Source organism: Thioclava sp. F42-5 (assembly GCF_002213195.1).
Taxonomy (GTDB): Bacteria; Pseudomonadota; Alphaproteobacteria; order Rhodobacterales; family Rhodobacteraceae; genus Thioclava; species Thioclava nitratireducens.
This window is the reverse complement of sequence record NZ_NBNZ01000010.1, coordinates 24,535-36,088: the sequence shown is the minus strand read 5'-3', so window position 1 is coordinate 36,088 and position 11,554 is coordinate 24,535. Positions and strand designations below refer to the sequence as shown.

The window sequence follows — 11,554 nt, the reverse complement described above, 5'->3', positions numbered from 1 at the left end:
GTCGAACGACTCGAACGGACGGGCACATGAGCAAAGACAAAGCGGCGCCGGCACTCGATGACAGCGACGATTGGGACCCGTTCGGCCAACCTCTCTTCGACGATCCGTCCGTGCGCGCGCTCTCGCGCGTCGGCGTCGTCGATATCGGCTCGAACTCGATCCGGATGGTGGTGTTCGACGGCGCGGCGCGCAGCCCGGCCTATTTCTTCAACGAGAAGGTCATGGCGGGTCTCGGTCAAGGTCTCGCAGAGACTGGCCAGCTGAACCCCGAGGGGCGCGAGCGCGGCCTGATCGCGCTCAAACGCTTTGCCGCGCTCGCCGAAGGGATGGAGATCGGCCCGCTCACCTGCGTCGCGACCGCCGCGATGCGCGACGCCGAGGACGGCCCCGAGTTTCACCGCAAGATCGAGAAAGAGACCGGCCTCAAGGTCCATATCGTCGACGGGCTCGAAGAGGCGCGCCTCTCCGCGCAAGGGGTGCTACTTGGCTGGCCCGAGGCCGAAGGCCTCGTCTGCGATATCGGTGGCAACTCGATGGAATTGGCCGAGATTCGCGGCGGCAAGGTCTGGCGACGCGCGACCTCGCAGCTCGGCCCCTTCCGCCTGCAGCAGATCGCGGGCGGCAAGAAGGCCATCACCGCGCATATTCAGGCGACGATGCAGGAGTTGGCCGAGAAGGTCGGGACCGAGCATGAACGCATCTACCTCGTCGGCGGCTCGTGGCGCGCCATCGCGCGTCTCGACATGGAACGGCGCGACTATCCGCTGCTGGTGATGCACGAATACCGGATGAAGCCCGACGAGCTGGGCGAGACGATCGACTGGATCGGCAAGTCCGACCTCGAGAAGCTGCGCGCCAATACCGGCACCTCCGCCGCGCGGATGGAACTGGTCCCGCTCGCGAGCCAGGTGCTGCGCGAGTTGATCGCGACCTTCCAGCCCAAGGAGATCGACGTCTCCGCCTACGGGATCCGCGAAGGGCTGCTTTACGAGCAGATGCCCGAACGCCTGCGCCGCCGCGATCCGCTGGTGGAGGCCGCGCGCCATACCGAGCGCGTGATGAGCCGGATGCCCGGCTTCGGCAAGAAGCTCCACGCCTTCATCGAGCCGATCTTCGGGCCGCTCCCACCCGAGAAATTCCGCCTCGTGCGCGCGGCCTGCCTGCTGCATGACACGACGTGGCGCACCCATCCCGATTACCGCGCCGAGGCCTGTTTCGAGAACGTCACCCGAGCGAACTATTCAGCCATGTCCCACCCCGAGCGGATCTGGCTCGGCGTGGCGCTCCTGCACCGCTACAAGAACTCGCGCAACGGCTCGCGGCTGGAGCCGTTCCTGCCGCTGCTGACCGAAGAGCAGATCCAGGAGGCGGAAGTTCTGGGCAAGGCGATGCGCTTCGGCGCGATGTTCGCGACCCACAGCCCCGCCGATGCGGGCGAGTTGAAATATTCCGCCAAGAAGGGCGTTTTGGAGCTGAAGCTGACCAAGCGCGGCAAAGCGCTCATGGGCGAGGTCGCCGAGTCGCGCTTCCGCTCGCTCGCGGGCGCGCTGAAGGCCGATCCGATCATCACGGATTAAAGCTCGATCCCGCCCTCCGGGATCTCAATCGGCCCGCCTTGCTCCGGGTCGTCTTTTTGCGGCGCATCCTCCGGCGGCTCGGTCATCAGGGGCGGCGGCGGCGGTGCATCCGGGTCGCGCCGCATGATGATATCGCCATTGGGCAGCCGCTCGGGCGCGCCGTAATTCGCCATATCGTCGACCAGCGCGAGGAACTGGCGCAGCTTCGGCCCCAACTGGGCCGCGGCCTCCCCCAAGCCTTTCTGCATTTCGTCGAGCTGCGGCTTCATCTCTCCCATCAGCCCGCGAAACAGCGTCTGCGCCCCTTCCTGCAACAAGGAGAATCCGCGATCGACATCGCCGCCAGCGTCGGCCCCTTCATCCTGCGCGGAGACGGGCGTGGCCAGAAGGGCGAACGAGAGAGCGATGACGAGCGGCTGTTTCATGGCTCCGATCCTACGCGGAAGCGGGACGAAAATCACGCCCCTCGCTCAGTCGATATCGACCGAGACGGGAAAATGATCGGAGGCCTGCAACAGCGCCTCGCGCAGCTCGGGCACGCGGTAGATATGCGGATCGTCGAACGGGTGCCAGATTCTCCACGCCGTCGCCCGCGCCGCCAGATCGGGTGAGAGCATCACGTAATCCAGCATGGCCGAGAAATACTGCTTCTGATCCACGAGATAGAACCGCGCGGAACTGGGCGCGGCGGCCGTATGATGGGCTTTCGACAGCCGCGCATGCGGGTCGCGCAGGCGCACCGCGTCGGGCCCACCCTCGCCCGCGACGATCTCGACGCCCGAGCGCCCGAACAGCTTCTCGTACTCGTCGAGCCCCGGACCGTCGTTGAAATCGCCGAGCACGATCAGGCTGTCGCCCGCCGCCAGATGCTCCTCCACGCGGCCCCGGATCCAGATCGACTGTGCCAGCTGCTTGCGCCGGTTCTCGATCGCCATGCGGGTCGCCGTCTCCAGGCTCGTCGCGCCATGCGGAGCTTTCGACTTCACATGCACGCCGATCATCCGCATCACCTCCCCGGACCGCGTCCCCAGAACGACTTCCAGGGGCGGCTTGGAAAAGGTGACCGTATCCATCCGCGCATCGATATCGAGGTCGATCCGGAGACTGCCGTCGAAACGCGGCCACGCCTCCGAGCTTTGCGGATCATGCCGCGCCGTCACGACATCGGGGTCGTAGAGCAACGCCAGTTCCTGCTGTGTGTCGTTGGAAAAGCCAAGAAGCGCGCGCCGCTGACGCAGCCCGAAGCGCTCCGCAAAGGCTTCGAGCATATCGACCGTCTTGTGGCGGTGGTTGTCGTCGGGCGCCTCGACCACCAGAAGCACATCGGCCTCCAGCGCGCTCATCACTATCGCGATCGCCCCGGTCTGCTGGCTGCGCGTCACATTGTAGCGCGCCGACCACTGATCATCGTCGAGAAGCGCCCCGTTGCGATCGAAAAGGCTGTTGAACCACTCGATATTCCAAGTGGCGATCCGCATCAGGCGTCCGCATGGCTGGCGCGGATTTCCTCCCAGGCCTTGTTGAGCGCGATCACCCGCGCCTGCGACAGCTGCACCGCCTCTTCCGGCAGGCCACGCGCAATCGCCCGGTCGGGATGGGCCTCGCGCACCTTGTTGCGCCAGACCTTGCGCACCTCGGGCAGCGGCGTGCCCGGTTCGACCTCGAGCACCGACCACGGATCGGGATCGGCATCCTCCACGAAGGCGGAACGCATCGCACGGAAACAGCATTCCTCCAGCCCGAAGATCCGCGCGACTTCCAGCAGGAAGGCATCCTCGCCCTCGTGGTAATCGCCATCGGCCAGCGCGATGAAGAACAGCCCTTCGAGCACGTCTTTCAGAACGTCCGCGCCGGGACCAAACATGTTGGCGATCTTGCGGGCATAGGCGTCGAAACCCGCCACATCGGTGCGCGCCATGTTGAAGACGCGCGCAGCATTGGCTTCCTCTTCCGGCGGGATCTGGAAGATGCGCCGGAACGCCGCGACCTCGTCGCGAGTCACCTGCCCATCCGCCTTTGCCATCTTCGCACCGAGTGCGATCACCGCGATGGTGAAGGCGACAGAACGCTCCGGCGGCTGGCGCAGATTGTCGAAAACGGTCGACAACGCCTCGCCCCGCCCGAGAGCGGAGAGTGCTTGCGCGATGCGCGACCAGAGAGAAATGGGCCTGTCCATGGTTCAAGTTTAGCCGCGCTGCGGCGGAAATGCACCCGCGCAAATCCGGCCTGTGATTAAATCGTTGTAATATTTTGAATGAACGGCGGCGCGCAGAGTTCCCCCGCGCGCCGCTTGAGACCGATCAAGGTCGAAGTTCGGGCTTGACCAAATATCCCGGGGGGCGCGTCAGCGCGGGGGCAGAGCCCCCTCGCCCTCAGGCCCGCGCCTGCCGCACGATGTCGAGAATTTCGCGCGCGGCCAACGGGATATTGGTCCCCGGCCCGAAGATCGCCTTCACGCCCGCCTTCTTGAGAAAGTCGTAATCCTGCTGCGGGATCACGCCGCCGCAGATCACGATGATATCCTCGGCGCCCTTCTCTTTCAGCGCCGCGATCAGCTTCGGCGCGAGGGTCTTGTGACCCGCCGCCTGCGACGAAATCCCGACCACGTGGACATCGTTGTCGATCGCATCCTGCGCGGCTTCTTCCGGCGTCTGGAACAGTGGGCCCACATCGACGTCGAAGCCGATATCGGCAAAGGCCGTCGCGATCACCTTGGCGCCGCGGTCGTGGCCGTCCTGACCCATCTTCACCACCAGCATCCGCGGGCGGCGGCCCTCTTCCTCGGCGAAGGCCTCAACGTCCTTCTGGATCTGTGCGAAGCCCTCGTCGCCGTCATAGGCCGCGCCATAGACACCTGCGAGCGTCTTCACCTCGGCGCGGTGACGTCCGAACACCTTTTCCATCGCCATTGAAATCTCTCCCACAGAGGCCCGGGCGCGGGCAGCTTCCACCGCCGCTTCGAGCAGGTTGCCACCTTCAGAGGCGCGGCGCGTCAGCTCGGCCAGCGCCGCCTCGCAGGCTGCCTCGTCGCGGGTTGCGCGCATCTTCTCGAGCCGCGCGATCTGGTTGTCGCGCACTTTCGCGTTGTCGATGTCGAGGATATCCAGCTCATCCTCGGTCTCACGGCGATACTTGTTCACACCGACCACGACGTCCTCGCCCCGGTCGATCAGCGCCTGACGCCGGGCGGCCGTTTCCTCGATGCGCAGCTTGGGCATGCCCGAGGCCACGGCCTTCGTCATGCCGCCCATCTCCTCGACTTCCTCGATCAGCTCCCAGGCCTTCTCGGCCAGTTCCGCCGTGAGGCTCTCGACGTAGTAGGAGCCCGCCAGCGGATCGACCACATTGGTGATCCCCGTTTCTTCCTGCAGGATCAGCTGCGTGTTGCGCGCGATCCGGGCCGAGAACTCGGTGGGCAGCGCAATTGCCTCGTCGAGCGCATTGGTGTGCAGCGACTGCGTGCCGCCCAGCGCTGCCGACATCGCCTCGTACGCCGTGCGGATCACGTTGTTATAGGGATCCTGCTCCGCCAGCGAGACGCCCGAAGTCTGGCAGTGCGTGCGCAGCATCGAGCTTTGCGGCTTCTTCGGCTCGAACTCTTCCATGATCCGGCTCCACAGCAGGCGCGCCGCGCGCAGCTTGGCGGCCTCCATGAAGAAGTTCATCCCGATCGCGAAGAAGAAGCTCAGACGGCCTGCGAACTTGTCGACATCCATCCCCGCCTTGATCGCCGTGCGAACATATTCGCGCCCGTCGGCCAGCGTGTAGGCCAGCTCCTGCACGAGGTTCGCGCCGGCCTCCTGCATGTGGTAGCCCGAGATCGAGATCGAGTTGAACCGCGGCATCTCGTTCGAGGTGTATTCGATGATATCCGCGATGATCCGCATCGAGGGCTCGGGCGGATAGATGTAGGTGTTGCGGACCATGAACTCCTTGAGGATGTCGTTCTGGATCGTGCCCGACAGAACGCTGCGGTCATGGCCCTGCTCTTCGCCGGTGACGATGAAGTTGGCGAGGATCGGGATCACCGCGCCGTTCATCGTCATCGAGACCGAAATCTGATCGAGCGGGATGCCGTCGAACAGGATCTTCATGTCCTCGACGCTATCGATCGCGACACCCGCCTTGCCGACATCGCCCTCGACGCGCGGGTGATCGCTGTCATAGCCACGGTGGGTCGCCAGGTCGAAGGCCACCGACACACCCTGCTGCCCGGCGGCGAGCGCCTTGCGATAGAAGGCGTTCGACTCCTCGGCGGTCGAGAAGCCCGCATATTGCCGGATCGTCCACGGACGGCCCGCATACATCGTCGCACGAGGCCCGCGCGTGAAGGGCGACAGGCCCGGCATGGTGCCCAGATGGTCGAGCCCCTCCACGTCCTCTTCGGTGTAAAGCGGCTTGACCGCGATCCCTTCGAGCGTGTTCCAGGTCAGGTCCTCGAACGGCCTGCCACGCAGTTCCTTCTCGGCGAGCTTGCGCCAGTCCTCTTTCTTGTCCGTCATGGCCAAATCCTTCTTCCACTGTCGCCGCGGCGGGTGTCTTCCCCGCATCTTCGGCCGTCATTTCCACGAAATTCAGTCCCGGCGGCGCGTGGCGCAGCCCGGTCATATGTCCCAGATCGCGGGTGTCCATCCGCGCACGGCACCCTATCGAAAGGCATCCGGCGCGCCTCGCCCGCCTCCGGTGCGTCGGCGTTTCGCATATCCGCTTCCCACGACAGCAGGCCCAAGCGGCACCCCGCCGCACGCCCCGCCCCCCGGCGCCAGTCGGCACCGCTGTTCCTAGCGGCGCGCTTAAAGGCCGCATTTCGCGAAAATTCGTAGCGCCCGCCATGGTGCGAGAGGTCCGCCGCGCATATATCAGGAACGAGAGAGGAGCCCATGACCCGCTTATTATCCCTTGGACTCGCTGCATTTCTTGCGCTGACGCCCTTCGCGGTCGCAGCCCAGGACAGCACCGTCAATCTTGCCGTGGCAGAGCCCGAGGTCACGCCCCCCTTCGCGCCGGTCGATGGGGCGGACGCGGATCTGGATGCGCTCGTCTGGCAGAAGCGGCCCATCGTGGTCTTCGCCGACAGCCCGCTCGACCCGGCCTTCAAGGAACAGATCCGGTACCTCGAAGAGCATTGGTCGGAACTGGCCCAGCGCGACGTCGTCGTCATCACCGACACCACGCCCGATCCGGCGAGCGACGTTCGGCGCAAGCTGCGCCCGCGCGGGTTCTCCCTCGTGATCATAGCGAAGGACGGCACGGTGAACCTGCGCAAGCCCGCCCCGTGGGACGCGCGCGAGATCATCCGCTCGATCGACAAGATGCCAATCCGGCGCGACGAGATCCGCGAAGAGCGCGGTTTCTGACCACATACCCGCACACCACCGCGCGCCAATAGATCGTGCCCCGCCGTGGCGGGGTGAGCCGGTCGCCCGGCCTCCCTATGCCACGGCGCGGGCGTCACTTATTCGAACTCCATGATGATGTCGTCGACGGCAAGGCTCGCGCCCGCCTCGGCGTTGATCTTCTTCACGGTGCCCTTCTTCTCGGCGCGCAGAATGTTCTCCATCTTCATCGCCTCGACAGTGGCCAGCGGCTGACCCTCCTGCACTTCCGCGCCTTCCTCGACCGAGATCTTCACGACGAGACCCGGCATCGGGCAGAGCAGGAATTTCGACGTATCCGGCGGCAGTTTCACCGGCATCAGCTGCGCAAGCTCGAACTGGCGCGGCGTGCGGACATGGACCTTCAGATCGGCGCCTCGCACCCGGATGCGGAAGCCCATCGGGATCTTGCCGACCTTGAGGACCAGCGGCGCACCGTTCACGGTCAGTTCGGCCAGCGGGTCCCCCGGGGTCCAGTCGCTCTCGACGCGCATCTCTTCGCCATCCTCGAAGACGATGGTGGAGCCGTTGCGATCCGCATTCACCTTCAGCTTGAAATCCTCATCCTGCAGCGAGACCGCCCAATCCACGCCGACCTTGCGCTCGTGGTTGCCGAGCGTGCCGGAGATCTTCGTGCGCCGAATCTCGGCCACGCGCTCCATCGCCGCCGTGGCCGCCGCGACCTTGCGCAGCATCCCCTCGTCGAGCGTGACGCCCGCGAACCCCTCGGGATATTCCTCTTCGATGAAGGCGGTGGTGATGTTGCCGGAGGTGAAGCGCTCGTGATCCATCACCGCGGCGCAGAACGGCAGGTTGTGACCGATGCCTTCCACCTCGAACTTGTCGAGCGCGAGGCGCATCTCTTCGATGGCCGCGTCGCGGGTCTCGCCCCAGGTGCAGAGCTTGGCAATCATCGGATCGTAGAACATCGAAATCTCGCCGCCCTCGAAGACGCCGGTATCGTTGCGCACGATGCCGCCCGACGCAGTCTTGCCTTCCACCGGCGGACGGTAGCGGGTCAGACGCCCGATCGAGGGCAGGAAGTTGCGGTAAGGATCTTCGGCATAGAGGCGGCTCTCGATCGCCCAGCCGTTGATGCCGATATCTTCCTGCTTCATCGGAAGCTTCTCACCGTCGGCCACGCGGATCATCTGCTCGACGAGGTCGATGCCGGTGATCAGTTCGGTGACCGGGTGTTCCACCTGAAGACGGGTGTTCATCTCGAGGAAGTAGAAGTTCTTCTCGCCATCGACGATGAATTCCACCGTGCCCGCGCTGCAGTAATCCACCGCTTTCGACAGGGCGACAGCCTGCTCGCCCATCGCCTTGCGGGTCTCGGGGTCGAGGAAAGGCGACGGCGCCTCTTCGATGACTTTCTGGTTGCGGCGCTGGATCGAGCATTCACGCTCGTTCAGATAAACGCAGTTGCCGTGCTTGTCGGCGAGCACCTGAATCTCGATGTGGCGCGGCTGGGTGACGAATTTCTCGATGAAGATGCGGTCGTCGCCGAAGCTGTTCGCGGCCTCGTTCTTCGACGACTGGAAGCCCTCGCGCGCTTCTTCGGCGTTCCACGCGATGCGCATGCCTTTACCGCCGCCGCCAGCGGAGGCCTTGATCATCACCGGGTAGCCGATCTCGTCGGAGATCTTCACCGCTTCATCGGCATCCGCGATCAGCCCCATGTAACCGGGCACGGTCGACACGCCGGCCTCTTTCGCGAGCTTCTTCGAGGTGATCTTGTCGCCCATCGCCTCGATCGCGCCCGAGGGCGGGCCGATGAAGGCGACGCCCTCTTTTTCCAGCGCCTCGGCGAATTTCTTGTTCTCCGACAGGAAGCCGTAGCCCGGGTGAACCGCTTCGGCGCCGGTCTGGCGGATCGCATCCATGATCTTGTCGATCACGATATAGGATTGGTTCGCGGGCGGCGGACCGATATGCACCGCCTCGTCGGCCATCTGGACATGCAGCGCCTGCGCATCGGCATCGGAATAGACGGCGACCGTCTTGATCCCCATCTTCTGCGCCGACTTGATGACGCGGCAGGCGATCTCGCCACGGTTGGCGATCAGGATTTTCTTGAACATGTCAGGCCCTTCCCTTCCGGTGCGGGAGGGGCATCCCCCCGCCCCGCGTGTCGTGTTCATGATGTGAGACAAAAGAAAAACCGCCACCGGGGCGAGCAGCCCCGATGGCGGTCGGATAGCGATCGGGCGCGGACAGAGCCGCGCGGATGTGCTTAGTAGGAGCGCTGGCAGACGCCGGCGTCGTCGCAATAGGTGCCCGCGAGCGCGCCGAGAGCCGCACCGGTGAGCGCGTTGTTGTCGGTCGCGTCCGCGATGATCGCGCCGCCGGCCGCACCGGCGAGGGCGCGCTGACCGTCGGTTTGCATGCAGCCTGCGAGGGCGAGACCGGCAAGGAGAAGAAGGATCGGGGTTTTGCGCATGGGAAACTGCCTCCAATAGCGGTTATGATTGGACGCGAGTTTATCGCGGCCCCGTGAAAAGCCAACGGCGAAAACGCGAGGTCCGACCCCATCGGCGAGCTATCGCCACTGCCCTTCACATCTCTGCAGGCAGCCCCTTGACCTTCCGAAGGAAAAAACTGCGGCCCGACCATAAGATCAGGCCGCAGGAATAGGGAAGGGGTAGGGATATTACACAAGCCGCGGGTGTTGGGGACAGTACGGCTTGCCCCCTCAATGTGACTGCGCATATCGCGGATTGCAAAGGCGAAATCCCTGCAATTCCGAGATTCGGCGGCATGCCGCCATTTCGCGCAGGACATCAGCGAAATCATGCCCAATCCTCATCCTCGTCATCGTCGAAGGTGAAGGCGTCGGGATCGGCGAAGACCTCCGGGAAGGAGGCTTGAGCGCGTTTCACGTCGATCTTGAGAAGCGCCTCGTAGCTTTCGGGGTCGAACGGGTCCTCGGCAGGCACGACTTCGCGCCCGAAGAGCCAGCTCAACCGGCCCGCATCGAGATTGCCGCGCTCGAACGGCTCCTCGCCGAAATGCGCCCAGAGCGCGGCCATGAAGCCCGCATCGGCCTTGCGATCGGCATGACCGCGATCGGCGTAGCGTTCACGCCGAATGATCTTCGTCGCGCCCTTCTTGTTGGCCCGGCGAATGGTGAATTGATAATCCGTCGAGGGTAGCCGCGACGGGAAACCGCGATGCTTCAGCATGACGCGCCCTCCGCTTTGAAGTTGCTGGGACGGCGCGCGCTGAGTTTCTGCGTTACGCCCTCATTATTGACCCGTTCGGGTCTGGTTCCCGCCGGTTGGGTCCCTGCTAGGCGTCGGCTGGCGCTCGCTCGAGCCACCGCGCTGCTCGGGGACGCATTGCGCCGGTCGCTGCGTTGTCGCTGCCACCGCCGTCTCGAACGGTCCGCATTGCAGCGGACAGTCGGGCACGGAAGCCGGGTATTGCGAGTCGACGAGCCGTCCGGTCGGTCGGCAACTGCTCCCGCTTGCGACGGGACCGCCATATTTGCCGGTATAGACCGGTTCCACGGTGACAGGCGCAGGCTCCGGCTTGGGCGCACAGCCCACAAGCAGAGCCGCACAGGCGACGGCGCCCAGAGAAATTCGGACCATTTCACTCTCCCCCATTCTGTTATCGAATGGCTAAGAGCGTACTCCCGAAGGGAAATTTCCGCTAGGTAACCGTATGGCGTATTGCAAAACGCCACCCTCTCGGCAGGGATCGTGGGGGCAAGGCGGTGGCTGCCGCCCTGCCCCGCACGCAGATCACTTGTACTTGCCGGTATAGGTCGGCTCGGTGGTAACGGCCACCGGCATCGGCTCGGGCTTGGGCGCGCAGGCTGCGATGAAGGCCACGAGGCCAAGCGCGATGAGAGCTTTCGACATGTCGTTCTCCTGTCCAGGGGGGCGCGCGCCCCGATCTGGGCGAGGTTCGGCACGACCCGTTTCAACGCGGGGACCGAAATCGCTTTCCCCAAGGGCAGGTTAGCCCGCAAATCCCGCTCACGAAAGCGCGATCTTGCCGTGAGCGTCCGCACAAACGCGCGCTCCGGCATCCTGCCTTCCAAGCTGTGATCTGCGGGTCTGGCCACGGCCATCAGAAAAACTCCCAAACGCATTTTCCATCCTCGACGGAAAAGCTGTCGAAATATTGCACCACCTCTGGTGCGGCTTCGCCGAACGGCACGATCTGGTCCGACAGGCTCACCATCACCTGTGCGGGCTCCGGACCGGGCTGCGGCAGGCGCGGCACCACCCACCCGTTGCACAGCGCCTCGATATCCTTCAGCGCGATATCGGAGGAGATCGGGCTCGGCCCTCCGATCTGCGGCGCGAGGAAGCGGAAGCGATAGGTCAGCCCGTCCGGTCCGGCCTCGTTGTGGATCACGTCGACCCACCAGACCTTCTGCCCGGACGGTACCGGGATCGCATCGCCCTTCGTCCCCTCCGGCCCGTCGCCGGGCCCTAGATCCTCCCCCAGGTTGCCCGGATGCATGACCGCACCGTAATCGGGCACTGGCGTCACCTCCCGCAGCTCCTGGGCGGGCGCCGAAGACGCCAGCGCCAGCCCGGCGAGAGCGCCGGGCAAGAGCGTCGCGATCTTCGACCTGCCCGTCAT

Annotated in this window: 10 protein-coding genes; 2 read left to right on the top strand and 8 right to left on the bottom strand. The window is 64.8% G+C overall.

Features of this window, described 5'->3' with window-relative positions; translation table 11 throughout:
* The first annotated feature begins 26 nt into the window (after positions 1–26).
* Complete coding sequence (locus B6V74_RS17980) at positions 27–1,577, top strand: Ppx/GppA family phosphatase (RefSeq protein ID WP_075775524.1); 1,551 nt, start codon at positions 27–29, stop codon at positions 1,575–1,577.
* Here B6V74_RS17980 and B6V74_RS17975 read toward each other — a convergent pair.
* The 4 genes from B6V74_RS17975 to scpA form a co-directional block, all read right to left on the bottom strand.
* Complete coding sequence (locus B6V74_RS17975) at positions 1,574–2,002, bottom strand: AAA+ family ATPase (RefSeq protein WP_240497144.1); 429 nt, start codon at positions 2,000–2,002, stop codon at positions 1,574–1,576. The genes B6V74_RS17980 and B6V74_RS17975 overlap by 4 nt on opposite strands.
* 45 nt (positions 2,003–2,047) lie before the next feature.
* Positions 2,048–3,055 carry an endonuclease/exonuclease/phosphatase family protein gene (locus B6V74_RS17970; RefSeq protein ID WP_075775526.1) on the bottom strand — a complete coding sequence of 336 codons (1,008 nt, stop codon included), beginning with the start codon at positions 3,053–3,055 and terminating at the stop codon, positions 2,048–2,050.
* Entirely contained in the window at positions 3,055–3,741 is a 687-nt protein-coding gene (locus tag B6V74_RS17965; RefSeq protein ID WP_075775730.1) for a TerB family tellurite resistance protein, read from the bottom strand. Before B6V74_RS17965 ends, B6V74_RS17970 begins: the two co-directional genes overlap by 1 nt.
* A 208-nt stretch (positions 3,742–3,949) precedes the next feature.
* The gene (scpA, locus tag B6V74_RS17960; RefSeq protein WP_088723595.1) at positions 3,950–6,079 is read right to left on the bottom strand and encodes a methylmalonyl-CoA mutase; all 2,130 of its coding nucleotides are present in this window, start codon (positions 6,077–6,079) and stop codon (positions 3,950–3,952) included.
* Positions 6,080–6,457: 378 nt separating this feature from the next.
* Here scpA and B6V74_RS17955 point away from each other — a divergent pair, with 378 nt between their 5' ends.
* Positions 6,458–6,934, top strand: coding sequence for a DUF4174 domain-containing protein (locus tag B6V74_RS17955; RefSeq protein WP_075775528.1), 477 nt, complete (start codon positions 6,458–6,460; stop codon positions 6,932–6,934).
* Positions 6,935–7,032: 98 nt separating this feature from the next.
* Here B6V74_RS17955 and B6V74_RS17950 read toward each other — a convergent pair whose 3' ends face one another.
* The 4 genes from B6V74_RS17950 to B6V74_RS17930 form a co-directional block, all read right to left on the bottom strand.
* On the bottom strand, positions 7,033–9,036 hold the full coding sequence (locus tag B6V74_RS17950) for an acetyl/propionyl/methylcrotonyl-CoA carboxylase subunit alpha (RefSeq protein WP_088723594.1): 2,004 nt from the start codon (positions 9,034–9,036) through the stop codon (positions 7,033–7,035).
* Positions 9,037–9,188: 152 nt separating this feature from the next.
* On the bottom strand, positions 9,189–9,395 hold the full coding sequence (locus B6V74_RS17945; RefSeq protein ID WP_075775530.1) for a hypothetical protein: 207 nt from the start codon (positions 9,393–9,395) through the stop codon (positions 9,189–9,191).
* Positions 9,396–9,744: 349 nt separating this feature from the next.
* Positions 9,745–10,137, bottom strand: coding sequence for a hypothetical protein (locus tag B6V74_RS17940; RefSeq protein ID WP_088723593.1), 393 nt, complete (start codon positions 10,135–10,137; stop codon positions 9,745–9,747).
* 895 nt (positions 10,138–11,032) lie between these two features.
* Positions 11,033–11,554: a DUF6497 family protein gene (locus B6V74_RS17930; protein WP_240497143.1), complete on the bottom strand. Its 522-nt coding sequence runs from the start codon at positions 11,552–11,554 to the stop codon at positions 11,033–11,035.